The organism is Streptomyces sp. NBC_01017 (genome assembly GCF_045162795.1).
Classification (GTDB): domain Bacteria; phylum Actinomycetota; class Actinomycetes; order Streptomycetales; family Streptomycetaceae; genus Streptomyces; species Streptomyces machairae.
Map to the genome: position 1 here is coordinate 2,583,461 of NZ_CP108683.1, position 25,177 is coordinate 2,608,637.

The following is a 25,177-nucleotide window of genomic DNA, read 5'->3' on the forward strand; positions in this document are numbered from 1 at the left end:
GTCATAACGTCCTGCCATGGCCCTTACGGAGACCCCCGCCTTCGCCGAGAAACTGCTGACCGTGCCGCCGCCTATCGAGGTGGCCGGGCGGCACATCAAGCGCTACCACGTCACCGCCGACCCCGCGGGCATCGCGCCCGAGGTGGAGCGGGCGGCGTACGCGATCCTGCCGGAGCTGCTCCCGGAGCCGGACGGCACACCCCCGGCGACGTTCGTCGTACTGCACCGGGGCGGCGACGACGGCGCCTATCTGAACGTCTACAGCTGGGTGTGGGACAACGTCCTGCACTTCAAGGGCGCGTCGGCGGGACAGCCGGTGCTGGGCTGCCCGGACCGCGACCCCACGCATTTCGTCGTCCCCGACCTGCCCTGGATCGGCTGCGTCTGGGAGCTCCCGCCGATCCTGCACGAACGGGACGCCTGGGTGCGGCACATGCTCGCGCCCGAAGTCCCGGATCTGGCGGCCTACTTGGCCGATTCCCGGCCCGACGGAACCACTGGAGACCGCACATGAGCAGCCCGCACGACTTCGACTTCTTCCACGGCGAGTGGGAGGTCCGCCACCGCCGCCGCACCGACTTCCTCGACCCCGGCAGCGACTGGGAGGAGTTCCCGGCCACCAGCCGCTGCCAACCGCTGTTCGACGGGGCCGCGAACCTCGACGAGATCGACATGCCGCACCTGGGCTCGAAGGGGCTGACGCTGCGGCTCTTCGACCGGGAGACCGAGCAGTGGTCGCTGACCTGGTCCTCCAGCCGCACCGGCACACTGTTCCCGCCGGTGTTCGGGCGTTTCGAGGGCGAACGCGGCGCCTTCTACGGCGACGACGTCCACGACGGCAAGGACGTACGGGTGCGGTTTGTCTGGTCCGGCATCTCGGCCACCACGGCACGCTGGGAGCAGGCGTTCTCCACGGACGGCGGTGAGTCCTGGCTGACCAACTGGACCATGGACTTCACTCGGTCTTGCGGAACGCGCGGAGCGTGAACACCGGGTCCGGCCGGGGCCGGTCCTGGTCCGGGAGCTTCGCCAGGCGGGCGGCGAAACCGTCGGCGAGCGCGCCGCCGGGCGGCACGGTGACGAACCAGCCCCGGCGCAGGTCGGCCATCGTGCGGCGAGGGCTGCGGCCCTGGCCGTGACCCGTGAAGCCGGCCCCGCCGGCCGGGGCCAGGCCGTGGCCGAGTGCGTACGACTCGACGAGGTCCGCCGCGTCCCGGGCCGGGCGGGGCGGGCGGGATGCCATGACGGCGTCGATGTCACTGCCCACGTTGTGCGCGGCGCCCTTGTCGACGGTGGTGACGTAGACCCCGCCGGGCCGCAGCACACGGGCGCACTCGCCGACGAGGGTGCGTACGTCCTGCGCGGACTGCGCGAGGTGCAGCAACCACACGCTGGTGACGGCGTCGAAGCCGTTGCCCGGGAACGGCAGCCGGCGGCCGTCGGCGAGCACGACGGCGCCGGGCAGGCGGGTGGCGGCCTGCCGGGCCATGGCGGGCGCGAGGTCGACGCCGGTCACACAGAGGCCGTCCCGCCCGGCGGCGAGCCGCCGCGTCACGATGCCGGTGCCGCAGGCGACGTCGAGCAGCCGCCGGGTCCCGTCCGGCAGCAGGTCCAGCACGGCCTGGGCCGCGGCGGCAGCCCGGGGCTCGCCGCCGCGCGAGGCGTCGTACCGCTCGGCTTCCTTGTCGTAGTCGAGCACGCGCGTCACTGTGCCCCGTGGCCGGGGGCGAGCTCCTCGATCCTGCGGGCGAGTGCGAAGTCCAGCTCGGTCACGCCGCCCACGGTGTGCGTGTTCACGGTGAGGGACACCGTGTTGTAGCCGAGGGTGAGGTCGGAGTGGTGGTCGAGCTCCTCCTGGACCTGGGCGATGTGCACGACCATCGCCGTGGCCGCGAAGTGCGAGGCGAGCCGGTAGGAGCGGGCGATGCGGTCGCCGTCCGACGTCCAGCCCGGCAGCTCCGCGAGCCGGTCCTCGATCTCCTTCTGCGACAGCGGTTCGAGGGGCATGGCCTCGCTCCTTCCTGCAGGGGATGGTTCGCGTTCAGCCTGCCACAGCCTGCGCGCGGCGGCCCTGGTCAGACGGTTCCCCCAGGATCAGCGCCGCACGCCTTCGGCCGCGAGGTCGTCGGCGAGCGCGGCGATCTGCGCCCTGCCCTCGACCCGCTCCAGCCATGCGTGCGGGAGGCCGTGGTCGCCGTGCCGGGCGCCCAGCAGGTTGCCGCAGACGGAGCCGGTGGAGTCGCTGTCGCCCGAGTGGTTGACGGACAGCAGCAGGGCGTCCGGCACGGAGGGCGCGACGAGGGCGCAGTACACGCCGATCGCGAGCGCCTCCTCGGCGACCCAGCCGGCGCCCAGTGACTCGATCTTCTCCGCCGTCGGTGAGCCCTCCTGGGCCAGGTCGAGGGCCTTTGTGAGCGCGGCCGAGGTCTCCTCGTGGCCGGGGTGGCGCGCCAGCAGCCGCAGCGTGCGCAGGACCGCTCCCTCCAGGGAGTCGCCCGCCACGAGATGCGCGACGATCGCGGCCAGGGCGCCCGCCGCGTAGTAGCCGGTGGGGTGACCGTGGGTGATCTGGGCGGCCCGGGCGGCCATGGCGAAGGCGCCGTCGGCGGAATTCAGCAGGCCGAAGGGGGCCGAGCGCATGACCGTGCCGCAGCCCTTGGAGTCGGGGTTGACCTGTCCGGGCGTGCCGTCGAGGGCGAGCCCGGGGTCGGGGGCGTACTCCCCCAGAGGGGGCGCCCCCTGGGCGATCCCCGACACGCACGCGTTGCCGGGAGCCCGGCGGGCGTACAGCCACGCCTGGGTGATCAGGCCGCCCTCGGGGGCGCCGCTCTGCGGCGGTGCGGCCTGCTCCGGGCCGGGGTGCCGCTGGGTCTCCAGCCAGCGCTCGTACGCCCAGCGCACGAGGAGGGCCCATCCGCCGCCGATGCCCTTGAGCCGCTCGCGCTGATGGGCCTGGATCAGCGCCTCGACGGTGAAGAGGGTCATCTGCGTGTCGTCACTGACCAGGGCCACGCGGCTGTCACCGGCGAAGAGGAGTCCGGTCACTCCGCGCTCGCCGTGCGCCGACCGGATCCGTTCCAGCGAGCTGAATTCGATCGGGTAGCCGAGGGCGTCACCGAGGGCTCCGCCGAGGAGGCAGCCACGCACTCGGGATCGGTACACGGCCTCGCCCACCAGGGTCGACGTCCACGGCTCGGTCATTTCACACGCTCCTCGACTACGGTCGTACACATGACCATGGTCCCGCCCGGAGATGCCGCGCCCAGCACCGCCCCCGCCGATCGGGGCGTAGGGCCTCTGCTGCGGGCCTGGCGAAAGCAACGGCGGGTCAGCCAGCTGGAGTTGGCGCTACGGGCGGACTCCTCGGCGCGGCACATCAGCTTCATCGAGACGGGCCGTTCGCGGCCGAGCGAGGAGATGGTGCTGCGGCTGGCCGAGCACCTGGACGTGCCGGTGCGCGAACGCAACGCGCTGCTGCTGGCCGCCGGGTACGCCCCGCGCTATCCGGAGACCCCGCTGGACGACCCGGCGCTGGACTCCCTGCGCGCCGGCATGGAGCGGCTGATCCAGGGGTACGAGCCCTACCCGGCGGTCGTGGTCGACGCGATGTACAACGTCCACGCGGCCAACCGGGGCATCCTGATGCTGCTCGACGGCATCCCCGAGCGCCTGCTCGCGCCCCCGCTGAACGCGATGCGTCTGACGCTGCACCCGGAGGGCCTCGCGCCGCGTATCCGCAACCTCCACGAGTGGCGCGGCCACCTGCTCTCCCAGATGGAGCGCCAGATCGCCCTGCACCGCTCCGAACCACTGCGCCGGCTGTACGAGGAGGTCGCGGCGTACCCGGCGCCGGAGGAGAGGCCCGGCTCACGGGAGGCGAACCCCGAACCGCTCGAATCCGCCCCGTACTTCGCCCTGCCGATGCAGATCGAGCACGAGGGCCGCGTCCTGTCCTTCATCTCCTCCATCTCCACGTTCAACACCCCCATGGACGTGACCGTCGCCGAGCTGGCCATCGAGACGTTCCTCCCGGCCGACCCGGCGACGGTCAAGTACCTTCAGTCCCTGATGTCCTGACGGGCCTTCAGGGCCAGGTGCTGAAGCGCCGCGAAACCGGCGACGGTGAGAGCCTGAAGGACCGTCCACACGGCCCCCGCGGTGGCGGGAGACAGCCACAGCACGAGGGCGACCGGACTCAGCACGCTCCAGGCGAGGTTGGCCTCGATCACGGCACGGACCGGGAGCGCGGCGGGGCGGGCCCGGGAGGCGAGCAGGCCCACGGCGGCGGCGTACACGGTGAGGAAGGCGCCGAGGGCGAGCAGCAGGGTGCTGTCGACCCCGAGCAGCCGTCCCAGCGGACCGGAGAAGGCGAGGTAGGCGAGCCCGTTCGCCCCGGTCACCACCGCGTCCAGGGCCAGAAGTCGGCGCAGCACGGTCTGCGGGTCGGAGGTCCGGGCGAGCGCGGCGAGCGAGGTGGCGGACATGACGAATCACCCTCCGTCGAGGTCGGATTGAGATGCAGGTCGAGTGGAGATGCGCGGGCCCGCATCCCGGGCCGGAGTGCGCCGGCCCGGGATCCGGTGACTCCACCGTCTCGTGTCCGGATCGGGCGGTCGATTACTTGTGGGGTAATGGCAACGCCCCGGGGGCGCCGGGAACATGACACACTGCTCGACGTACTTTCGGCGCGTAGGGGAGGCGTGGCGTGAGTGAGCGGCGGCCCGCGCCGACCGTGGGTCAGGTGGTGCTCGGCAGGCGCCTGCAGGAGCTGCGGGAGGCGGCCGGGCTGGGACGTGACGAGGCTGCCCGCGTGCTGCGTGTGGCCGCGGCGACCGTACGGCGGATGGAGACGGCCGAGGTCGCGCTGAAGATCCCGTACGTACAGGTGCTGCTGGAGACGTACGGCGTCCCGGAGGACGAGGCGGCAGCGTTCGTGTCGCTGGCCGAGGAGGCCAACCAGCCGGGCTGGTGGCAGCGGTTCCACGACGTGCTGCCGGACTGGTTCAGCCTGTACGTGAGCCTGGAGGGCGCCGCCCGCATCGTCCGCTCCTACGAGCCGCACTTCGTCCCCGGCCTGCTGCAGACCGAGGAGTACGCGCGCGCCGTACTGGAGGCGGGGACGATAGGGCAGACGGGGCCCGAGACCATCGAGCGGCATGTGTCACTGCGTATGGAACGGCAGCGGCTGCTGGAGCGCCCGGAGCCGCCCCACATGTGGGTGATCATGGACGAGACGGTGCTGCTGCGTCCGGTGAGCATCCGCGGCGAGGTGATGCGCGACCAGCTTGACAAGCTCCTGGAGTTCGCCGAGCGGGACCGCGTCACGCTGCAGATCGCCGAGTTCGCCTCCGGCCCGCACCCGGGGACGTATGCGCCGTTCACCCTGTTCCGTTTCGCCGAGCCCGAGCTGCCCGACATGGTCTACACGGAGTACCTGACCGGCGCCCTGTACCTGGACTCCCGCAAGGAGGTCGCCGCGCATCTGGAGGTCCTGGACCACATGTCGACGGCCGCCGCGTCGGCCGAGCGCACGAGGAAGATCCTGCGGGAGCACCGCGAGGACTGTTGAGGCAGCCGGCCAGGAAGGCCGTCGATCCCCGAGGAGAACACACCGCATGACCGGTTCCGAGGCCGTGCCCGCCCGCGTCGACACCAGCCGGCCGCACCCGGCCCGCGTCTACGACTGGTGGCTCGGCGGCAAGGACAACTACCCGGTGGACGAGGAACTGGCCCAAAAGATCCTCGCCGTGGACGACACGGTTCTGCGCGGTGCGCGCGCCAACCGCCGGTTCATGCACCGTGCCGTGCGCACCGTCGCCGAGGCCGGGATACGCCAGTTCCTGGACATCGGCACGGGCATCCCCACCGAGCCCAATCTGCACCAGGTGGCGCAAGGCGTCGCCGCGGAGTCCAAGGTCGTGTACGCCGACAACGACCCGATCGTGCTGCGGCACGCGGAGGCGCTGCTGCACGGGACGGCCGAGGGCAGCACCGACTATGTGCACGCCGACGTCCGTGACGTCGACATGCTGCTGGGCCGGGCCGGCGAGTCCCTGGACTTCGGCCGGCCGGTCGCGCTGTCGCTGGTCGCGCTGACCCACTACCTGGGCGCCGACGCCGACGGTGACGACGTGTACGGCCTGCTGGAGAAGTACGTCGCCGCGCTCGCCCCGGGCAGCCATCTGATCCTCTCCCAGGTCACCCCGGACCTCAGCCCGGCGGCCATCGAGAAGGCGGCGAACCACTTCCGGCACAGCGGCACCCCGTTCTTTCCCCGGTCGCTGCCCGAGTTCTCCCGCTTCTTCGACGGTCTGGACCTGCTCGGCCCCGGCATCATCCCGGTCTACGGCTGGCGGCCGGAGGCGGTGGACGTGGCGGCCCAGGCGGAGGGCATCGTGCCGGTGTACGCGGGGGTCGCCCGCAAGCCCTAGTCGTCCGGATGCCGTGCGGAGGTGACCCGTACGGCTGCTGTGAAGGGGTGCGCTCCCGCGCCCCGCCCTAGGTTCGGGACCAGAGCCCCGGCCCCCGGGCAAGCAAGGGAGCGCCTGTGACCGACACGCGGATACCGCCCGTCCCGCCCGCCGAACCGGGCACGGCGCTGCTCAAGGCGGGCAGGTGGTTCCGGCCGGGCACGCCCGCGCCCGATCTGCACAGCGTCGCGCTGACGGGCGGGCGTGAGGCGGACGCCTTCTACCGGGACCGGTGGAGCCACGACAAGGTCGTGAACTCCACGCACGGCGTGAACTGCACGGGCTCGTGCCGCTGGCAGGTGTACGTCAAGGACGGGATCATCACCTGGGAGACCCAGCAGACCGACTATCCGAGCGTCGGCCCCGACCGCCCCGAGTACGAGCCCCGCGGCTGCCCCCGGGGCGCCGCCTTCTCCTGGTACACCTACTCCCCCACCCGGGTCCGCCACCCGTACATCAGGGGCGTCCTCCTGGAGATGTACCGGGAGGCGAAGCAACGCCTGCGCGATCCGGTCCTGGCCTGGGCGGACGTCGTGAACGACCCCGGGCGCCGCCGCCGTTACCAGCAGGCGCGCGGCAAGGGCGGCCTGCTGCGGGCGAGTTGGGACGAGGCGGTCGAGATCGTCGCCGCCGCGCACGTCCACACGATCAAGGCGTACGGCCCGGACCGCATCGCCGGCTTCTCCCCCATCCCCGCGATGTCGATGGTGTCGCACGCGGCGGGCGCCCGCTTCCACTCCCTCATCGGCGCGCCGATGCTCTCCTTCTACGACTGGTACGCCGATCTGCCCGTCGCCTCCCCGCAGGTCTTCGGCGACCAGACCGACGTGCCGGAGTCGGGCGACTGGTGGGACGCCGCGTATCTGATGATGTGGGGCTCGAACGTCCCGGTGACCCGGACGCCGGACGCGCACTGGATGGCGGAGGCCCGCTACCGGGGACAGAAGGTCGTGGTGGTCGCCCCCGACTACGCCGACAACGCCAAGTTCGCCGACGAGTGGCTCCACCCGCACCCCGGCACGGACGGCGCGCTGGCCCTCGCCATGGGGCACGTCGTCCTCAAGGAGTTCTTCGTCGACCGCGAGACACCGTTCTTCGAGGACTATGTACGGCAGTTCACCGACCTGCCCTTCCTGGTCACGCTGGAGGAGCGAGGCGGTGCCTACGTCCCGGCGAAGTTCCTGCGCGCCTCGGACCTGGGCCAGAAGGGCGCGAGCGCGGAGTGGAAGACGGTCGTGCTGGACGCCGCCACAGGCCGCGCGGTCGCCCCGAACGGCTCTCTCGGCTTCCGCTGGTCCGAGTCGGGCATGGGCAAGTGGAACCTCGAACTCGGCGATATACGCCCACAGTTGAGCCTGTACGGCAGTGAGGTCGCCGCGGGCGTCGAGGTGCTGCTGCCGCGCTTCGACACCGAGGGTGGGGCACATGGGCAGGGGCGCGGGGACGTCGTGAGGCGTGGGGTCCCGGCGACGAAGCTCGGCGGGGCGCGAGGGCCGCTGGTGACGACGGTCTTCGATCTGCTGCTCGCGCAGTACGGCGTGGCGCGGGAGGGGCTGCCCGGCCGTTGGCCCGTGTCGTACGACGACCGTGACGCGCCCGGCACCCCGGCCTGGCAGGAGGCGCACACGTCCGTCCCGGCCGCCAAGTGCATACGCATTGCACGGGAGTTCGCGCGCACCGCCGAGCGGTCGAAGGGCCGCTGCATGATCCTGATGGGCGCCGGCACCAACCACTGGTTCCACTCCGAGACGATCTACCGCGCCTTCCTCGCCCTGCTCCAGCTCACCGGCTGCCAGGGCCGCAACGGCGGCGGCTGGGCACACTACGTGGGCCAGGAGAAGTGCCGTCCGGTGACCGGCTGGGCGACGCTCGCCTCGGCGTCGGACTGGTCGCGGCCGCCGCGCCAGATGATCGGCACGGCGTACTGGTTCCTCAACACCGACCAGTGGCGCTACGACCGGTTCACCGCCGACGTGCTCGCCTCGCCGCTCGGCACGGGCCGGTTCCGTGGGATGACGGGCGCGGACTGTCTCGCGCTGTCGGCGCGGACGGGGTGGATGCCGTCGTATCCGACGTTCGACCGCAATCCGCTGGAGCTGGGCGAGGTGTTCGGTGATCCGGTGTCACGGGTGGTCGCCGAACTGCGCGCGGGGACCCTGAAGTTCGCCTGCGAGGACCCGGACGCGCCTCAGAACTGGCCGCGGGTGCTGACGCTGTGGCGGGCCAACCTGCTGGGCTCGTCGGCGAAGGGCGCCGAGTACTTCACACGGCACCTGCTGGGCACGCACTCGTCCCTGCAGGCGGAGGAGGCGCCCGAGGACGTGCGGCCGCGGGATGTGACCTGGCACGACGAGGCGCCCGAGGGAAAGCTCGACCTGCTGCTGTCGCTGGACTTCCGGCAGACGTCGTCCACCCTGCTGTCGGACGTCGTCCTGCCCGCCGCGACCTGGTACGAGAAGCACGACCTGTCCAGCACGGACATGCACCCCTTTGTGCACTCCTTCACCCCGGCCGTGGACCCGCCGTGGCAGGCCCGCACCGACTTCGACGCGTTCAAGGCGCTGGCGGAGCGGCTGAGTGAGCTGGCCGTCGGTCATCTGGGGGTGCGCAAGGACCTGATGGCGACCCCGCTCCAGCACGACACCCCGGGCGAGACGGCCCAGCCGGGCGGGGTCGTCCTGGACTGGCGGCGCGGGGAGTGCGATCCCGTGCCGGGCAGGACCATGCCGAACCTCACCGTCGTGGAGCGCGACTACACGGCGATCGGCGCCAGGTTCGCCGCGCTCGGGCCGCTGGTGGAGGAGCTCGGCCTGCCCGCCAAGGGCATCACGCTGAAGCCGGACGAGGAGGTCGAGGACCTCCGGCATCTGAACGGCGTGACATCCGACGGCCGGCCCTTGCTCGATACGGCCGTGAAGGCGGCGAACACCATCCTCGCCCTGTCCGGCACCACCAACGGCCGCCTCGCCACTCAGGGCTTCCGCACCCTTGAGGCCCGCACCGGGCAGGAGATGGCGCACCTGGCGGCGGAGCACGAGGCCGAGCGGGTCACGTACGCGGACACCCAGGCCGCGCCCGTGCCGGTGATCACCTCGCCGGAGTGGTCGGGCAGCGAGTCGGGCGGGCGGCGCTACACCGCCTTCACCCTCAACACCGAGCACCTCAAGCCCTGGCACACCCTCACCGGCCGCCAGCACTTCTTCCTCGACCACGACTGGATCCACGAGCTGGGCGAGGCGCTTCCCGTCTACCGGCCGCCGCTGGACATGAACAAGCTGTTCGGTGAACCGCGCCTGGGTCCGGACGGGCAGAAGGAGGTGACGGTCCGCTACCTCACCCCGCACAACAAGTGGTCGATCCACTCCGAGTACCAGGACAACCTGTTCATGCTGGCGCTGTCCCGGGGCGGCCAGAACATCTGGATGTCCCCGCAGGACGCGGACGCGATCGGTGTCGTCGACAACGACTGGGTGGAGGCGGCCAACCGCAACGGCGTGGTCGTCGCCCGGGCCGTCGTCTCGCACCGGATGCCGGCCGGCACCGTCTACCTGCACCATGCGCAGGAACGCACCATCGCCGTCCCGAGGACGGAGGCCACCGGCAGGCGCGGCGGCATCCACAACTCACTCACCCGGCTGATCCTCAAGCCGTCCCATCTCGTCGGCGGGTACGCCCAGCTCTCCTGGGCGTTCAACTACCTGGGCCCGACGGGCAGTCAGCGCGACGAGGTGACGGTGATCCGCCGCCGCAGCCAGGAGGTCGAGTACTGATGCGTCCGATGGCCCAGATCGCGATGGTGATGAACCTCGACAAGTGCATCGGCTGCCACACCTGCTCGGTCACCTGCAAGCAGGCGTGGACCAACCGGCGGGGCATGGAGTACGTCTGGTTCAACAACGTCGAGACCCGCCCCGGCCAGGGCTATCCCCGCCGCTACGAGGACCAGGAGCGGTGGCGCGGCGGCTGGGAGCTGAACCGGCGCGGCGCGCTGAAGCTGAAGGCGGGCGGCCGTTTCCGCAAGCTCGCCGGGATCTTCTCCAACCCCGAACTCCCGGAGATCAAGGACTACTACGAGCCCTGGACGTACGACTACAAGAACCTCACCGACGCCCCGCTCGGCGACGACTACCCGGTCGCCCGGCCGATCTCGCAGATCGACGGCAAACCGATGAAGATCGAGTGGTCGGCGAACTGGGACGACAACCTCGCCGGCGCCCCGGCCCACGGCGACCTCGACCCGATGGTCGAGCGGGCGCGCACGCAGGCCTCGGACAAGGTGAGGTTCGAGTTCGAGCAGACCTTCATGTTCTATCTGCCGCGTATCTGCGAGCACTGCCTCAACCCGTCCTGTGTGGCGTCGTGTCCGTCGGGGGCGATGTACAAGCGGGCGGAGGACGGCATCGTCCTCGTCGACCAGGACCGGTGCCGGGGCTGGCGGATGTGCGTGACGGGATGCCCGTACAAGAAGGTGTACTTCAACCACGCCACCGGCAAGGCCGAGAAGTGCACGATGTGCTATCCGCGGATCGAGGTCGGTCTGCCGACGGTCTGCTCGGAGACGTGCGTGGGCCGGCTGCGCTATCTCGGGGTGGTGCTGTACGACGCCGACAAGGTGACCGCCGCGGCGTCGGTGCGCAGCGAACGGGATCTGTACGAGGCGCAGTTGGGTGTCTTCCTCGACCCCGAGGACGCCGGGGTGCGGCACGCGTGCGACGCGGCGGGGATCCCGTACGACTGGGTGGAGGCGGCGCGCCGCTCCCCCGTGCACGCGCTGATCAGCAAGTACCGGGTGGCGCTGCCGCTGCACCCGGAGTACCGGACGATGCCGATGGTCTGGTACATCCCGCCGCTCTCCCCGGTGGTGGACGTGCTGACGGAGACCGGGCACGACGGTGAGGACGCGGGGAACCTGTTCGGCGCGATCGACAGCCTGCGCATTCCGCTGGAGTACCTGGCGGAGATGTTCACGGCCGGCGCCATCGGCCCCGTCCGGTCCTCGCTGGAGAAGCTCGCCGCGATGCGCTCCCACATGCGGGCGATCAACCTCGGTGAGGAGCCGGATCCCTCGGTGTCGGCCGCCGTCGGGATGGGGGCGCACGAGATCGAGGAGATGTACCGGCTGCTGGCGATCGCCAAGTACGAGGACCGGTACGTGATTCCGACGGCCGCGGTCGCGGACGCCCGGCACCTGGAGGAGTCGGCGCTTCCGCAGGGGTGCAGCCTCGACTACGACGGCGGGCCCGGGATGGGCGGGGACGGCCCCGTCGGCCAGGACTCGGGCCGCAAGCTGCTGCCGCTGGTGTCGGTGGAGAACTTCCACGCCCTGCGCAGACGGCAGACGGCGGACGACGCGGCCGGCCTGCCCCCCACAGCCCCCATGGCCCAAACAGCCGACACAGCCAAGACCGAGGAGGCCTGATGCCGTCCTTCGAGGTGCTGTACCAGGCGGCCGCACTCTGCCTGACCTACCCCGACGACGACTTCCGTGCCCGCCTGCCGCTCCTGCGCGAGGCGGCCCCGCAGCTACGGGAGTTCACCGACCACGCGGCCCTCACGCCCCCGCAGGAGCTGGCCGCGCACTACGTCGAGGTCTTCGACCTCAAGAACCGCCACAGCCTGTACCTGAGCTGGTGGCGGGACGGGGACACCCGGCGGCGCGGCATGTCGCTGCTGCGCTTCAAGGACGTCTACCGCGCCCACGGCCTGGAGCTCACCGGCGAGGAACTGCCGGACTTCCTGCCCGCGGTACTGGAGTTCGCGGCCCGCACCGGCGACACCGACCTCCTGCTGGAACACCGGGACTGTCTGGAGGAGCTCCGCGCCCGGCTCACCGACTTCGGCACACCGTACGCGTCCGTCCTGGACGCCGTGTGCGCCACCCTGCCGACCGCACAACCGGGGGCACGCCCATGACCACACTCCTGTGGGGCGTCCTCCCCTACGTCGTGCTCGCCATGCTCGTCGCCGGCCTGATCTGGCGCCACCGCTACGACCGCTTCGGCTGGACCACGCGCTCGTCCCAGGTCTACGAGTCGAGGCTCCTGAACATCGCCTCGCCCGCCTTCCACTACGGCATCCTGTTCGTGCTGGTCGGCCATCTGGTGGGCCTGTTCGTCCCGGAGTCCTGGACGGACGCACTCGGGGTCAGCGAGCGGACGTACCACCTGTTCTCCCTCTACGGCGGCACGGCGGCCGGGGTGCTGACGGTCGCCGGGATCGCCCTGCTGATCTACCGCCGCCGCACGAAGGCACCCGTGTTCCGGGCGACCACGGTCAACGACAAGCTCATGTACGTCGTGCTGGCGGCGGCGATCGTGATGGGCATGGTCGCCAAGCTGTCCCACTCCTCCGGCGACGGCTACAACTACCGCCAGTCCATCGCCCCGTGGGCCCGCAGCCTCTTCACCCTTCAACCGGACCTGGACCGGATGGCGGGCGTGCCGGTGCTGTACGAGGTGCATGCGGTGATCGGCATGGTGCTCATCGCGCTGGTGCCGTACACCCGGCTGGTCCACATGTTCAGCGCGCCGGTGCAGTACCTGTTCCGGCCGTACCTGGTGTACCGCAGCCGGGACCCCGAGCAGCTGGGGCCCCGGCCGGAGCGGCGGGGCTGGGAGAAGACCGGGTCCTGAGCGGCCCCTAGGCGGCGCCGCCCTTCTGGTCCTTCTCGTCATCCACGATCTCCGCGTCCACCACACCGTCGTCGTCCTGCGGTGAGGCCTCTTCGGTGCCCGGGCCGGTGGAGCTCTCACTCGGTGCCTGCTGGGACTGGGCGTACATCGCCTGGCCCATCTGCTGGCTGACCGAGGCGAGTTTCTCGATGCCGGTGCGCAGGGCGTTCGTCTCGGCGTTCTGCTCCAGCTGCTGCTTCAGGTCGGTGATCGCCGCCTCGACCTCGGACCTCGTGTCCGCCGGGACCTTGTCCTCGTTGTCGCGGATGAACTTCTCGGTCTGGTAGACGAGTTGTTCGGCCTGGTTGCGGGTCTCGGCGTCGTCGCGGCGCTTGCGGTCCTCCTCGGCGTACTGCTCGGCCTCCCGCATCATGCGGTCGATGTCGTCCTTCGGGAGGGCCGAGCCGCCCGTCACCGTCATCTTCTGCTCACGTCCGGTCGCCAGGTCCTTGGCGGAGACATGCATGATGCCGTTGGCGTCGATGTCGAAGGCGACCTCGATCTGCGGGACGCCGCGCGGGGCCGGCGGCAGGCCGGTGAGGTCGAAGACGCCGAGCTTCTTGTTGTACGCCGCGATCTCGCGTTCGCCCTGGTAGACCTGGATGCCGACCGAGGGCTGGTTGTCGGTGGCCGTGGTGAAGATCTCCGAACGCCGGGTGGGGATGGTCGTGTTGCGTTCGATGAGCTTCGTCATGATGCCGCCCTTGGTCTCGATGCCGAGGGACAGCGGGGTGACGTCGAGCAGCAGGACGTCCTTGACGTCGCCGCGGATGACACCCGCCTGGAGGGCCGCGCCGACGGCGACGACCTCGTCGGGGTTGACGCCCTTGTGCGGGTCCTTGCCGGTGAGTTCCTTCACCAGGTCGGTGACGGCGGGCATCCGGGTGGAGCCGCCGACGAGGATGACGTGGTCGACCGCCGAGAGCTTGATGCCGGCGTCCTTGACCGCCTGGTGGAAGGGGGTCTTGCAGCGGTCGAGGAGATCCTCGGTGAGCTCCTGGAACTGGGCGCGGGTCAGCTTCTCGTCGAGGTGGAGGGGCCCTTCGGCGGAGGCCGTGATGTAGGGCAGGTTGATCGTCGTCTCGGTGGAGCTGGACAGCTCGATCTTGGCCTTCTCGGCGCCCTCGCGCAGCCGCTGCACGGCCATCTTGTCGTTGCCGAGGTCGATGCCGTACTGCCCCTTGAACTTCTTCACCAGGTACTCGACGACCCGCTGGTCCCAGTCGTCGCCGCCCAGGTGGGTGTCGCCGTTGGTGGCCTTGACCTCGATGACGCCGTCGCCGATCTCCAGCAGCGAGACGTCGAAGGTGCCGCCGCCGAGGTCGAAGACCAGCACGGTCTGTTCCTCGCCCCGGTCGAGTCCGTAGGCGAGGGCGGCGGCCGTGGGCTCGTTGATGATCCTGAGCACCTTCAGGCCGGCGATCTCCCCGGCCTCCTTCGTGGCCTGCCGCTGGGCGTCGTCGAAATACGCCGGGACGGTGATCACCGCGTCGGTGACGTCCTCGCCGAGGTACGACTCGGCGTCCCGCTTCAGTTTCTGCAGCACCCGGGCCGACAGCTCCTGGGCCCGGTAGCGGGAGCCGTCGATGTCGCCCTGATCCGGGAAGCGCCAGTTCGCGTCGCCCATGTACCGCTTCATGGAGCGGGCGGTGCGCTCGACGTTCGTCACCGCCTGCCGTTTGGCCACCTCACCGACGAGTACCTCGCCGTTCTTGGCGAAGGCCACGACCGACGGTGTGGTCCTGGCCCCCTCCGCATTGGCGACGACCGTGGGTTCGCCACCCTCCAGGACGGCGACCACCGAGTTCGTGGTCCCGAGATCGATCCCGACCGCGCGTGCCATCGCTGTCCCCTTCCGCCAGGGCACCCCTTGAACTCCAGCACAAAACTTGAGCGGGTTCTTGTCAATGGGACGAGTGACCGAGCGGACGGCCACCAAACGGTAGCTGAGCGCTCGCTCAGGGGGCCGGGTGGGCTGGCCCGAAGGGCCGCCCCCCGGAGGGGCGCGGGGAACTGCGCGACCAGCCACCGCGGCGCCGCAGCCGCCGGACGACCGAACCGTGGCACCCCCGTAGGCGACCCGCTACGCCAGCTTCGCCGACAGAGTGATCGTCGTGCCCGTCAGCGCCTGACTGACCGGACAGTTCTTCTTCGCGTCCTCCGCCGCCGCAGCGAAGCCCTCCGCGTCGAGGCCGGGCACGGTGCCCTCGACGGTGAGGTGGATGCCGGTGATGCCCTCACCCGGCTGGAAACTCACGTCGGCCGAGGTGACGAGCTTGGTGGGCGGGGTGCCGGCACCATCCAGGGCGTGCGACAGCGCCATGGAGAAGCAGCTGGAGTGCGCGGCGGCGATCAGCTCCTCGGGGCTGGTCCTGCCGTTCGCGTCCTGGGAGCGCGAGGCCCACGTGACCGGCTGTGCGGCGATGGCGCCGGAAGAGTCGAAGTTGACGACACCGTTGCCCTGGAGCAGGTTGCCTTCCCAGACGGTGTGTGCGGAGCGCGTGGTAGCCACGATTCTTCCTTTCGCGTGGGGGCCCGTTTTCCTGGGTCCGTGCCCCCATCCGATCACACTCCGGCTCACTGCACCCGGAAGACCGGCCCACGCGGGGTGAACGGCAGACGACGGCCCTGCGGGAGCAGGTACGCGTGCTCGCGCCGCACCCGCAGCACGTCGCACCAGCCGTCCGTGATGACCAGGACGGGCGCGCCGGGCGGGAAGTCGTCCGCGCGTTGGAGGAGGTCGATCCCGGGCTGCAGGACCGTACCGCCACGGCCGTGCACCCGCACCCGCCCCGCGATCTCCGTCACCGGCACATAGCCGGCGTCGTGCGGCGCCACGTCGCAGAACACCACCCGCGCGGCCGGTACGTCCCGGGCGGCGGCGTAGGAGGCGATGGCGCCCAGCGCCTTGCCGAGGAGCACGCTGCCCATCGAGCCGGACGTGTCCAGGACGACGCCGAAGGTGCAGCGGGCGATCTCCTCGGGCGGGAAGTAGCGCCCCGCGCGCGGGATGTCGGGCGTCGACGACTGACGGCGCGAGGGACGGGCGTAGGTCCGCACCGGCTCCGGACGCGGCACGAACTCGTCGAACCAGCGGGCCAGCCGGGCGTCCCAGGGCAGCGGTGGATGGCTGAGCGCGCGGATCTCCTGGACCAGGCCGCCGGGCAGGAAGCCGCGTTCCTGCTGCTGGTGCAGGTCGAGGCCGTGGGAGAGGCCGCGGCGGTAGAACTCGTCGAGGTCGCAATAGTCGCCGGGGGCGCCGAGCGGGGCGCCCAGCACATCGCCGACGCCCTTGCCGCGCAGGGTGGCCAGGCGGCGCATCCGGCGCAGGTCGCCGACGATGCGGTCGTACACCTCCTCGGCGGACAGGCCGCTGAACTGCGCGTCGTACAGCAGGCCTTGGGGCATCTCGCCGACCTGCATCTCGCGCAGCCAGCCGTTGATGACGTAGTCGCAGGCGACGTTGAACAGGTACGGGTCGCGGGCGCCGCAGCGGTCGCCGTGGCGCAGGGCGGCGTGCAGCATCTCGTGGGCGAGGATGAACCGCCATTCCTCGTCCTCGAACGTCCGCAGCGGGTTGATGTAGATCTCGCCGGCCTCGGCATTGACGGCGGCGACGGCGATGCCGTGCGCGCGGGCGAGTTCGGCGTCGGCGACCAGCTTGATGCCGGCCGCGAGGCCGCCGAGCAGCGGGTAGGAGGTGATGAACCACTCCAGCGCCCACTGCCACGGCCGCTTCTTGACCGGCTCGCCGTCCATGGACTCGCGGCGGCCGCCCGCCAGGTCCATCGCGGTGGAGACGGTGCGGGTCAGCGCGGTCGCGAAGGCCAGCTGGTGGTCCGGGGGCGACCCGAACCAGCCCATCCACTCCACGAGCAGTTGGTCGGCCTCGGAGCCCGCCGTGCCGCAGCGCTCGTACGCGGCCGGGATGCCGTCGCGCCGCCAGCGCGCGGCGAGCTGTTCCTCGTCGCCGTCCGGGTAGCTCAGGGGCAGGTGGTCCGGGGCCGTGCCGATCGGGAAGCTGAGCAGGAAGCGGTTGACGACGACGCAGCGGGCGGCGAGGTCGGCACGGTCGGGCTGCACGGGTGTGCCCTTCTTGGAAGGGACGTGGCCGAAGCCGAGGTGCAGGACGGCGTGCGCGATCGCCCAGGCCCAGGTCGCCGGTTCGGCGATGCGATCGGGGTGAATGTGCAGGTCGCCCTGGGAGTCGACGAGGACGAGCCCGTCGTGGGGCGCCTGCTCGCACTTCTCCTGGCGGCAGACGGCGAACTCGACGGTGGCGAGCGCGGGATTGGCACGCACCAGTCGCAGGCCCTCGGCGAACGCCTCCGCCGCGAGGTCCCGCTTCTTCTTCCCCTTCCCCTTGTCGGGGGTACGGCTCATCGGCGCGCCTCGACCAGCCGGGGCATGTCCCGCGCGGCCTCCACCAGGAACCAGGACGGCAGGACCGGGTTGCCGTCGGCGTCGGAGGCGATGACGCTCTGGGCGACCTCGACGGAGATCTCCGCGAGCTGCACCAGCAGCGACTTCGCGCGGTACGCGGTCTGGCGGCCGGTCGCCGACATGTGGTCCTTGCTGACCGGCAGCTCCTTGATGAGGCGCCCGCGGAAGGACTCGGCGAGGTAGTAGAGCAGGTCGCGGTCCTGCATGCGGTGCGGCCAGCGGGCGTCGCCCTTGATGATGGCCTCGATGCCGTACTGGCTGCGCACGATCTTGACGTAGCCGCAGAACGCGGTGGCGTGCACGGGCGTCAGCGTGCCGTGCGCGAGGACCTTCAGCGTCTCCTCGTCGAGGTCACGGCCGAAGGAGTGCAGCGCGTCGGAGAGCATGTGCCAGGAGCGGGGCGTGGAGAACGGCTCCTCGGTCTTCGGCGGCTTGGACCACAGGTGGTCGGGGCGGTCGGTGAGGTGGTCCAGGATCCACGGGTGGATGCCGTTGTTCGCGGCCCAGACCAGCCAGTCCGTGGCGGACGCCTCCAGGTGGACGTGAGTGAGGCGGTTGACGAGCGCGGAGGCGATGGGGCGGGCGAGCGCGTTGTCGGTGGCCCGGTTTCCGGCGCCTATGACGATGGAGCCCTTGGGCAGCTCGTAGTTACCGATACGGCGGTCCAGGATCAGCGAGTAGAACGCCTTCTGCACATCCGGGGTGGCCGCGTTCAGCTCGTCAAGGAACAGGCAGTACGGCTCGTCGCGGGCGATGGCCTCCGGCGGGCAGAACACCGACCGTCCGTCGCGGATCTGCGGCACGCCGATCAGGTCCTCCGGCGCCAGCTGGGTGCCGAGCAGGCTCACGCACTCAAGCCCCAGCGACTCGGCGAAGTTCCTGACGAGGGAGGACTTTCCGATGCCGGGGGCACCCCAGATGAAGACCGGCCGCACGGTGGCGAGGCCGAGAAGGAGGTCGGGGATTCGGGCGGGCGTGACGGTTACGGCTGCCTGCAAAGCAGGGGCTCCCCTCTTTGCGCCTGAACCGGCGCCGCGCGGATGTGGTTGCTCGCCGTCGAGGTTCTCAATTGATGGTTGCGGTCGTCATCCGATTTTCAGGCCGCCCGCTCCTCCGGCTTCGCCTCCACGGGCACCTGCGGGCCGCTCACCTCCCGCAGCCACCGGCGCAGCACACGGTGGACGTGCTCGGCGCCCACGAGGTCCTCCCCGTCGCCGACGGGCGCCGAGAAGGCGAGCGGTGACAGCAGGAACGGTTTGCCCTGCGCCCCGCCGAGTCCGCCGTGCGAACCGATCTGCTCCTCGAACGCGAGGACCTCGTCGTCGGCCTCGTCGTAGGCGGAGTTGACCATGATGTCGGCGGCGTTGGGAAAGGAGTGCGTACGGCGCACGGTGTCGGCGGCGCCCGGCCCGAACGCCTCCAACGGGCCCGGCTTGTCGTCGAGTTGGTCCAGCGGGATCTCGGCGCCGTACGCGCCGAGCACGACTCCTCCGTGTTTCTCGCTGCGGACGAGCAGGAAGCCGATGCCGGGGTGGTTGGCGAGGGTGGTGAGCAGGGCCGGGTGACGGGCGTCGACCTCCTCCTTGGTCATCCGGTGCGGCACGTCCGGGAAGGAGACCAGGCCCAGGTTGCCGGAGGCCAGCACGATCGGCTCCGAACGGCGGGACGGGCGGTGCTGCTCGCCGCCGTCCTCGACGGGCCGGCGCAGCGCCGCGCGCACGGCCGCTCGCGCCTCGGCGCCGCTGTGGGTGCGCCGCGCCCGGCGCGGCACGGGCAGCCCGCAGCCGGCCCGCACCAGGTCGCCGAGGCCGAGGCCGTAGCGGGCGCGGAAGGTCTCGCCGGGGCTCTGGCCGTGGTCGGACAGCACGACGATCCGGTACGGCCGCGGCGCGTGCTCGGCGACGTTCTCGATCAACGCCAGCGCCCGGTCGAGGCGTTCGAGAACCTTCTCGGTGTCACGGCCGCGCGGCCCGGAGTGGTGCGCCACCTCGTCGTACGCCACGAGGTCGGCGTAGACGGCGGTGCGGCCGGCGAGCATGTCGCCCATCACCGCGGCGACGACGACATCCCGTTCGACGACGGTCGCGAAGGCACGGACCAGGGGGTAGAGACCGCCACGGGAGACCCTCGGTCTGACCTTGCGGGCGCGGGCCCGGGTGGACTGGCCGATCTCCCGGCCGACCTCGGCGGTGAAGGACAGGGCGGTGCGCACGGCGTTGGCCGGATCGGAGAAGTAGGCGAAGTAGCCCGAGCGGGAGCGGTTCTCGCGGCTGCGGCGCTTGGTGGCGATGGACAGCACGAGGGCCTGTTCGTCGGCGCCGCCGCTGAACAGGTTGCCGCGGCTGGCGCCGTCGGCGGTCAGCAGTCCGCCGTCGCCGGTGCGGTCGATGGCGCGGCGCTGGAGCTCGGCGGCGTTGGCGGGGCGGTTGCAGACCATGACCTCGCGGGCGGCCTTCTCGTACCAGCGGAAGGCGGGGACGTCGTGGTTGCTGCCGTGCAGGATGCCGAGCTGACTGGCGCCGGTCTGGCTGGACCAGTCGGTGCGCCAGGGGGTGAGCCGGTGGGTGGCGCGGGCGCCGTCCGCGCGACCGGTGCCGCCGCCGTTGCCGCCGTGGCCGAGCCAGCGGGCGACGGTGGGCATCAGGTCCTTGCCGACGGCGTCGAGGAGGACGTCGTGGCCGACGCCGTCGAGCTGGATGAAGACGGTGCCGGGGCTGGACGGGCCGGGCGGCAGGGCCCTGCGGCGGCGGTCGGCCAGACGGTACAGGCGGCGCCGGTACGCGTCGTCGTCCCGGACGGCGAGGGCGGCGCCGGTGGCGGACGCCACGGCGGACATCACGGCGGCGACGATGACGGCGGTCTCGGGGGCGGCCTCGCTGTCGCCGGAGGGGACGAGACGCAGGGCCACGATCAGCAGTGAGCCGTTCAGGAAGAACACCAGCAGGCCCAGCACCAGGGCGGGCACCAGCAGCAGGAGCCGTACGAGAAGAGGCCAGGCGAGCGCGGAGAGCAGACCGAAGGCACCGGCACCGAGGGCGGCGGTCATCGCGATGTGGGTGGCGCTGTCACCGTCGGCCGACTGCAGCTGGAAATCCGGGAGGATCCCGGCGAGCACGAGCATGGTGACGGTGGAGACGGCCCACACGGCCACGCTCCGCCCGACCTGACTGGCAACCCGCCGCCAACGCCCACCACGCACGCCCAGCCCACCTCACGTCCCGGCCCAGCACCCCGAAACGGGCCTTTCACGCCCCCAGCCTGGCACACCCCTGTGACACCCGACCGGGCACGCCGTCCCGCCCGCCTGCTTCGTCACGCGCCGAGGGCCGTGATCGTCAACGCCCGTCGTAGCCGGCCGTCGGCATCGACAGCCTCCGGTGCACCCGCGCCTTCATCTGCGCGTCGTACAACGGCTCCGCGCGCCCCACGATCTCCACGCGCACGCCCCGCCGGGCGCACTCCGCGGAGAAGTCGTCGACGGACGACAGCGCGCTCTCCAGCACTCTCCGGCTGGGCGCCACGAACAGGTCGAGGCCGGGGCGGACGCCCTCCCACAGCACGCTGTGGTCCGCCCGCAACCGGCGTACGAGGAGCTCGCGCGCGACGACGTACCCGTGCTCGGCGGCCCAGCGCGCGCACATCGCGTGCTGGCTGCGGGAGTCCACCAGGAAGGGGTCGGCGTCCAGCTCTTCGAGCGGCGTCAGACTGGCGATCGCCGTCACACGCACTACGGATGACCCCATGGCGTCCCCCTCACCTCCGGGTTTCGCCGCCGACCCTACTCCAGCCCGTACGCTTCGGGGAGTCGCACGAACGAGGCAAAGAGGTGCCGGTGGAGATCACCTGGTGGGGTCACGCCACCTGCACGGTCGAGGATTCGAACGTGCGCCTCCTCACCGACCCTCTGTTCGCACGCCGGCTCGCACACCTGCGCCGCCGCCGGGGCGCACCGCCCACGCCCGGCGCCTGGCGCGCGGACGTCGCCCTGGTCTCCCACCTCCACGCCGACCATCTGCACGTTCCGTCTCTCGCCAGGCTGCCGCAGGACACCCGTCTGCTCGTGCCCCGGGGCGCGCGCCGGGCGGTGCCGGGCCTGCGCCGGCTCACGCATCTGCGGGTGACCGAGATGGCGCCGGGGGACGTGACGACGGTCGGCGACGTGGCCGTACGAGCCGTGCCCGCGCGGCACGACGGACGCCGGCTGCCCGTCGGCCCGCACCGCTCCCCCGCCCTGGGCTACGTCATCGAGGGCGAGGCACGCACCTACTTCGCCGGGGACACGGGGCTGTTCGACGCGATGGCGAAGGAGGTCGGACCGGTCGACGTGGCGTTGCTGCCGGTCGGCGGCTGGGGACCGTACCTCGGGGAGGGGCATCTGGACGCGGGGCGGGCGGCCGAGGCGCTGACCCGGCTCGCACCGCGCAGCGCGGTGCCGGTGCACTACGGCACGTACTGGCCGATCGGCATGGACGCCGTGCGCCCCCATGAATTCCATGCGCCCGGCGACGAGTTCGCACGGCTCGCGGCGGAGCGCGCGCCCGGCGTGGCCGTGCACCGGCTCACGCACGGGGAGCGCGTGCGCCCGGAGGTGGCCCGGTGACCGTTCTGGCCACCGCCGCGACGACGGTGCCGTACGAGTCGACCCAGCAGGCGATCGGCTATCCGACGTTGTTCCTGCTGGTGCTGATCGGGGCGCTGGTGCCGGTGATCCCGACGGGTGCGCTGGTGAGTTCGGCGGCGGTGGTGGCGTTTCACCAGACGGCACCCTTCTCGCTGGCGCTGGTGTTCGTGACGGCGTCGACGGCGGCGTTCCTGGGCGACGCGACGCTGTACTGGCTCGGGCGGCGCGGCATGCGCTCGAAGAACGGTTCGCGCTGGCTGGAGGCGATCCGCTCGCGCGCGCCGGAGGAGCGGCTCACTCAGGCGCAGGAGAAGCTCGCCGAGCACGGTGTGGCCGTCCTGGTGCTGTCCCGGTTGGTTCCTGCGGGGCGGTTGCCGGTGATGCTGGCGTGTCTGCTGGCCAAGTGGCCGATGCGGCGGTTCGCCCGCGGGAACCTTCCGGCGTGTCTGGCGTGGGCGGTGACGTATCAGTTGATCGGGATTCTGGGTGGGTCGCTGTTCGACGAGCCGTGGGAGGGCGTCGTCGCGGCCGTTGCGCTGACGCTGGTCATCAGCGGGGTGCCGATTCTGTGGAGGCGAATCCGGTCCGCCCGGTGACGTCTCGGCCCCTGGCCGTCGGCTGGTTCAGTACCCGCGATCCCCCTACCGGCAGATCCACCAGGTCCTCGCGGTCCAGCCCCGCCTTCTCCCACGCCGCCCGCACCCGCGTGAGTGGCTCCAGGACCGGCTCCGCCGACAGCACGAACGTCGCCCAGTGCATCGGCGCCATCCTGCGGGCCCCCAGATCCCGGGCCGCCCGCACCGCCTCCTCCGGGTCGCAGTGGACGTCGCTGAGCCACCAGCGGGGGTCGTAGGCGCCGATGGGGAGGAGGGCGAGGTCGATGCCGGGGTAGCGCTCGCCGATGCGGGCGAACCAGTGGCCGTAGCCCGTGTCGCCCGCGAAGTACACGCGCTGTCCGTCGGGCGCGGTGAGCACCCAGCCGCCCCACAGGCTGTGGCAGGTGTCGACGAGGGTGCGCTTGGACCAGTGGTGGGCCGGTACGAAGTCGAAGCGGACACCGGACAGTTCGGCCGCCTCCCACCAGTCCAGCTCGGTGACCTGCGTGAACTTGCGGCGACGGAACCAGGCGGCGAGGCCGGCCGGCACGAACACGGGGGTGTCGCGCGGGAGTCGGCGCAGTGTGGGGGCGTCCAGATGGTCGTAGTGGTTGTGGCTGATGACGACCGCGTCGACGCGCGGCAGGGCGCTCCAGGCGACGCCGACGGGCGTGATGCGGGCCGGGGTGCCGAGGATGCGGCGCGACCAGACGGGGTCGGTGAGGACCGTCAGTCCGCCGATCCGGACCACCCAACTGGCGTGTCCCGCCCAGGAGACGGCGACCGTGCGCGCGTCCACGCGGGGCACCGGGCCCGGCTCGAAGGGCAGCTTCGGGATGTCGGCGAGGCCCTCCCGCCCAGGGCGTACGGCGCCCTCGCGGGCGAAGCGGGCGAGGGTCTTGAAGCCGGGCAGCGGGGCGGTGAGCCGGTCGTGGAAGGTCCGCGGCCACACCCGGCGTTCGCCCAGCGGGCGGGGTGCGGCGAGCGGCGGGAACGGGGGCGCGAAGGGGGACGGGTCCGCCGGGGCGTCGGCTTTCCGGGTGGTCGTACGCCGTGTTGTCGACATGGATGACTCGGACTGCTGCGTCATCGAGGAGGCTCCCATCGCTGAGCTTCGTCACGAAGATCGTCGAAGACCGACTTCAAGTGGATCAACGCACGTTGCACGTGTGGCAGTTCCAACGGCGAGGGTGACGTGATGCATTCCGCGCGTTCCTCGTCGGTACCGGCCAGCAGGGGGCCGGTGGACAGCCGTACGCGCAGCGCGCCGAGGTCGTCGCCGAAGCGGTGCCCGCCCGGTGCGGGCATGCCGAGCCGTTCGGCGAGGAAGTCCTCCAGGTCCTGCGCGTCCCCCACGTCGTGCGCGGACAGCGCCGCGCGCAGCGGGCCGAGATCGACGTAGACGTGCCGCCCGGCCTGCGGGGGCCGCGCCAAGGCGCCCGCTCCTACGGCAGCGGCGTGCACGGCGGCTGCCACGCGTGCGTGCAGGCGTACGGTCGCGGTGACCCGCTCGGTGACCGGTTCGGGCTCCTCCAGCGCGTACGCGGCAGCGAGAGCGACGGGGCCGGCGATCCGGGCGCCGAGCGCGGTCAGCACGTCGAGCACGCGCGCGTGGAGGTCGTCGCCGGCGGAGTCGGCGGGAAAGCGGGCGACCGCGGCCGGCCAGCCCGGCGGGAGGTGGGCGCCGGACAGGTCGGTGACGACGGTGACCTGTCCGGGCAGCATCTCGGCGGGGCTGAGCAGCACGGTGTCGTGGCGGGCGTGCACGGTGTCGCGCCAGGTCTCGTCACTGACGAGGTGCAGCCCCTCTCCGGTGGCCGCCTCCAGGGTCTCGTGCAGCACCTCGGGCGGGGCCACGGTGGCCGTGGGGTCGTCGGCGACGGACAGCACGAGCAGCCGCGGGTCACCGCCCTCGGCCCGGACCCGGCGTACGGTCTCCAGCAGGGCGTACGGATCCGGCACACCGCCGCACTCCGCCGGTGTCGCCACGTGGAAGACGGGTCTGCCCAACAGGCGTGCGTACGGCGCCCACCAGGCGGCGCAGGGCCGCGGCACCAGGACGTCGCCGCCGATCGCGGCGGTCAGGGCGAGCAGCAGGGCGGGCGCCCCGGGAGCGGCCACCGCGTGCTCGGGCCCGGTCGGCAGCCCGCGCCGGCCCCAGTATCCGCACGCGGCCGCCAGGAGGCCGTCGCCGCCGCCGATCAGCTCGCTCTCGGCCCGGCCGGCGGCAGCCGCGAGGACGGCGGCCAGTTCGGGCAGCACGGGCAGTCCGTCGCCGGGGAGCGGGGGCCCGTAACGGACGGGGCCGTGGCCTTCGGGGTCCGTCGGGCGCATCCTTGCCTCCGCGCTGTGCCAGGTGCCTCAGTGGTGCTCCGA

Annotated in this window: 23 protein-coding genes; 11 read left to right on the plus strand and 12 right to left on the minus strand. The window is 71.7% G+C overall.

Annotated elements, in window-relative coordinates:
- Positions 1-16: 16 nt before the first annotated feature.
- Complete coding sequence (locus OG331_RS11940; RefSeq protein WP_406194903.1) at positions 17-514, plus strand: hypothetical protein; 498 nt, start codon at positions 17-19, stop codon at positions 512-514.
- Positions 511-987 carry a hypothetical protein gene (locus OG331_RS11945; protein ID WP_406194905.1) on the plus strand — a complete coding sequence of 159 codons (477 nt, stop codon included), beginning with the start codon at positions 511-513 and terminating at the stop codon, positions 985-987. The genes OG331_RS11940 and OG331_RS11945 overlap by 4 nt, the downstream gene beginning before the upstream one ends.
- Here OG331_RS11945 and OG331_RS11950 read toward each other — a convergent pair.
- From OG331_RS11950 to OG331_RS11960, 3 genes are all read right to left on the minus strand, one after another.
- The gene (locus OG331_RS11950) at positions 956-1,699 is read right to left on the minus strand and encodes a class I SAM-dependent methyltransferase (protein ID WP_406194907.1); all 744 of its coding nucleotides are present in this window, start codon (positions 1,697-1,699) and stop codon (positions 956-958) included. The genes OG331_RS11945 and OG331_RS11950 overlap by 32 nt on opposite strands.
- A gap of 5 nt (positions 1,700-1,704) precedes the next feature.
- The gene (locus OG331_RS11955; RefSeq protein WP_406194910.1) at positions 1,705-2,007 is read right to left on the minus strand and encodes a 4a-hydroxytetrahydrobiopterin dehydratase; all 303 of its coding nucleotides are present in this window, start codon (positions 2,005-2,007) and stop codon (positions 1,705-1,707) included.
- Between the two features lie 87 nt (positions 2,008-2,094).
- Complete coding sequence (locus tag OG331_RS11960) at positions 2,095-3,201, minus strand: ADP-ribosylglycohydrolase family protein (RefSeq protein ID WP_406194912.1); 1,107 nt, start codon at positions 3,199-3,201, stop codon at positions 2,095-2,097.
- A 30-nt stretch (positions 3,202-3,231) separates the two neighbouring features.
- Here OG331_RS11960 and OG331_RS11965 point away from each other — a divergent pair, with 30 nt between their 5' ends.
- Positions 3,232-4,077 (plus strand): helix-turn-helix domain-containing protein, encoded by an 846-nt coding sequence (locus tag OG331_RS11965; protein WP_406194914.1) that lies wholly within the window; start codon positions 3,232-3,234, stop codon positions 4,075-4,077.
- Here OG331_RS11965 and OG331_RS11970 read toward each other — a convergent pair.
- The gene (locus OG331_RS11970; protein WP_406194916.1) at positions 4,059-4,484 is read right to left on the minus strand and encodes a hypothetical protein; all 426 of its coding nucleotides are present in this window, start codon (positions 4,482-4,484) and stop codon (positions 4,059-4,061) included. The two genes, OG331_RS11965 and OG331_RS11970, sit on opposite strands and share 19 nt — an antisense overlap.
- Positions 4,485-4,705: 221 nt before the next feature.
- Here OG331_RS11970 and OG331_RS11975 point away from each other — a divergent pair, with 221 nt between their 5' ends.
- The 6 genes from OG331_RS11975 to narI all read left to right on the plus strand — a co-directional run bounded on the left by OG331_RS11975 (position 4,706) and on the right by narI (position 13,102).
- A complete protein-coding gene (locus tag OG331_RS11975; RefSeq protein WP_406194918.1) occupies positions 4,706-5,569 on the plus strand; it encodes a helix-turn-helix domain-containing protein in 864 nt (287 codons plus the stop codon).
- A gap of 46 nt (positions 5,570-5,615) precedes the next feature.
- Positions 5,616-6,431, plus strand: a complete 816-nt coding sequence (locus tag OG331_RS11980) for an SAM-dependent methyltransferase (RefSeq protein ID WP_406194920.1) — start codon at positions 5,616-5,618, stop codon at positions 6,429-6,431.
- Positions 6,432-6,547: 116 nt separating this feature from the next.
- Positions 6,548-10,240, plus strand: a complete 3,693-nt coding sequence (locus OG331_RS11985; protein WP_406194922.1) for a nitrate reductase subunit alpha — start codon at positions 6,548-6,550, stop codon at positions 10,238-10,240.
- Entirely contained in the window at positions 10,240-11,889 is a 1,650-nt protein-coding gene (gene narH / locus OG331_RS11990) for a nitrate reductase subunit beta (RefSeq protein WP_406194925.1), read from the plus strand. The genes OG331_RS11985 and narH overlap by 1 nt, the downstream gene beginning before the upstream one ends.
- Complete coding sequence (narJ, locus tag OG331_RS11995; RefSeq protein ID WP_406194928.1) at positions 11,889-12,383, plus strand: nitrate reductase molybdenum cofactor assembly chaperone; 495 nt, start codon at positions 11,889-11,891, stop codon at positions 12,381-12,383. The genes narH and narJ overlap by 1 nt, the downstream gene beginning before the upstream one ends.
- The gene (narI, locus tag OG331_RS12000) at positions 12,380-13,102 is read left to right on the plus strand and encodes a respiratory nitrate reductase subunit gamma (RefSeq protein WP_406194930.1); all 723 of its coding nucleotides are present in this window, start codon (positions 12,380-12,382) and stop codon (positions 13,100-13,102) included. The genes narJ and narI overlap by 4 nt, the downstream gene beginning before the upstream one ends.
- 7 nt (positions 13,103-13,109) lie before the next feature.
- Here the strand turns inward: narI and dnaK are convergent, their stop codons facing one another.
- The 6 genes from dnaK to OG331_RS12030 form a co-directional block, all read right to left on the minus strand.
- Positions 13,110-14,984, minus strand: a complete 1,875-nt coding sequence (gene dnaK, locus OG331_RS12005; RefSeq protein ID WP_406194932.1) for a molecular chaperone DnaK — start codon at positions 14,982-14,984, stop codon at positions 13,110-13,112.
- A gap of 240 nt (positions 14,985-15,224) precedes the next feature.
- Entirely contained in the window at positions 15,225-15,653 is a 429-nt protein-coding gene (locus OG331_RS12010; RefSeq protein WP_406194935.1) for an OsmC family protein, read from the minus strand.
- Positions 15,654-15,718: 65 nt separating this feature from the next.
- Positions 15,719-17,524, minus strand: coding sequence for a DUF2201 family putative metallopeptidase (locus OG331_RS12015; RefSeq protein ID WP_406194938.1), 1,806 nt, complete (start codon positions 17,522-17,524; stop codon positions 15,719-15,721).
- Positions 17,521-18,582, minus strand: a complete 1,062-nt coding sequence (locus OG331_RS12020) for an ATP-binding protein (protein WP_406194940.1) — start codon at positions 18,580-18,582, stop codon at positions 17,521-17,523. The genes OG331_RS12015 and OG331_RS12020 overlap by 4 nt, the downstream gene beginning before the upstream one ends.
- 98 nt (positions 18,583-18,680) lie before the next feature.
- Positions 18,681-20,729 carry a phage holin family protein gene (locus OG331_RS12025; RefSeq protein ID WP_406209962.1) on the minus strand — a complete coding sequence of 683 codons (2,049 nt, stop codon included), beginning with the start codon at positions 20,727-20,729 and terminating at the stop codon, positions 18,681-18,683.
- Positions 20,730-20,919: 190 nt separating this feature from the next.
- Positions 20,920-21,327 (minus strand): hypothetical protein, encoded by a 408-nt coding sequence (locus OG331_RS12030; protein WP_362381629.1) that lies wholly within the window; start codon positions 21,325-21,327, stop codon positions 20,920-20,922.
- A gap of 83 nt (positions 21,328-21,410) precedes the next feature.
- On the opposite strand from OG331_RS12030, the gene OG331_RS12035 reads away from it, so the two are divergent.
- The gene (locus OG331_RS12035; protein WP_406194943.1) at positions 21,411-22,184 is read left to right on the plus strand and encodes an MBL fold metallo-hydrolase; all 774 of its coding nucleotides are present in this window, start codon (positions 21,411-21,413) and stop codon (positions 22,182-22,184) included.
- Entirely contained in the window at positions 22,181-22,801 is a 621-nt protein-coding gene (locus tag OG331_RS12040; protein ID WP_406194945.1) for a DedA family protein, read from the plus strand. The genes OG331_RS12035 and OG331_RS12040 overlap by 4 nt, the downstream gene beginning before the upstream one ends.
- Here the strand turns inward: OG331_RS12040 and OG331_RS12045 are convergent.
- Complete coding sequence (locus tag OG331_RS12045; protein WP_406194948.1) at positions 22,755-23,891, minus strand: MBL fold metallo-hydrolase; 1,137 nt, start codon at positions 23,889-23,891, stop codon at positions 22,755-22,757. The genes OG331_RS12040 and OG331_RS12045 overlap by 47 nt on opposite strands.
- The gene (locus tag OG331_RS12050; protein WP_406194951.1) at positions 23,888-25,135 is read right to left on the minus strand and encodes an aminotransferase class I/II-fold pyridoxal phosphate-dependent enzyme; all 1,248 of its coding nucleotides are present in this window, start codon (positions 25,133-25,135) and stop codon (positions 23,888-23,890) included. The genes OG331_RS12045 and OG331_RS12050 overlap by 4 nt, the downstream gene beginning before the upstream one ends.
- Between the last annotated feature and the right edge of the window lie 42 nt (positions 25,136-25,177).

Coding starts and splice junctions, on each gene's coding strand:
- OG331_RS11940 (WP_406194903.1), top strand. CDS start 17: ATGGCCCTTACGGAGACCCCCGCCTTCGCCGAGAAACTGCTGACCGTG.
- OG331_RS11945 (WP_406194905.1), top strand. CDS start 511: ATGAGCAGCCCGCACGACTTCGACTTCTTCCACGGCGAGTGGGAGGTC.
- OG331_RS11955 (WP_406194910.1), bottom strand. CDS start 2,007: ATGCCCCTCGAACCGCTGTCGCAGAAGGAGATCGAGGACCGGCTCGCG.
- OG331_RS11960 (WP_406194912.1), bottom strand. CDS start 3,201: ATGACCGAGCCGTGGACGTCGACCCTGGTGGGCGAGGCCGTGTACCGA.
- OG331_RS11965 (WP_406194914.1), top strand. CDS start 3,232: ATGACCATGGTCCCGCCCGGAGATGCCGCGCCCAGCACCGCCCCCGCC.
- OG331_RS11970 (WP_406194916.1), bottom strand. CDS start 4,484: ATGTCCGCCACCTCGCTCGCCGCGCTCGCCCGGACCTCCGACCCGCAG.
- OG331_RS11980 (WP_406194920.1), top strand. CDS start 5,616: ATGACCGGTTCCGAGGCCGTGCCCGCCCGCGTCGACACCAGCCGGCCG.
- narH (WP_406194925.1), top strand. CDS start 10,240: ATGCGTCCGATGGCCCAGATCGCGATGGTGATGAACCTCGACAAGTGC.
- narJ (WP_406194928.1), top strand. CDS start 11,889: ATGCCGTCCTTCGAGGTGCTGTACCAGGCGGCCGCACTCTGCCTGACC.
- narI (WP_406194930.1), top strand. CDS start 12,380: ATGACCACACTCCTGTGGGGCGTCCTCCCCTACGTCGTGCTCGCCATG.
- dnaK (WP_406194932.1), bottom strand. CDS start 14,984: ATGGCACGCGCGGTCGGGATCGATCTCGGGACCACGAACTCGGTGGTC.
- OG331_RS12015 (WP_406194938.1), bottom strand. CDS start 17,524: ATGAGCCGTACCCCCGACAAGGGGAAGGGGAAGAAGAAGCGGGACCTC.
- OG331_RS12030 (WP_362381629.1), bottom strand. CDS start 21,327: ATGGGGTCATCCGTAGTGCGTGTGACGGCGATCGCCAGTCTGACGCCG.
- OG331_RS12045 (WP_406194948.1), bottom strand. CDS start 23,891: ATGACGCAGCAGTCCGAGTCATCCATGTCGACAACACGGCGTACGACC.
- OG331_RS12050 (WP_406194951.1), bottom strand. CDS start 25,135: ATGCGCCCGACGGACCCCGAAGGCCACGGCCCCGTCCGTTACGGGCCC.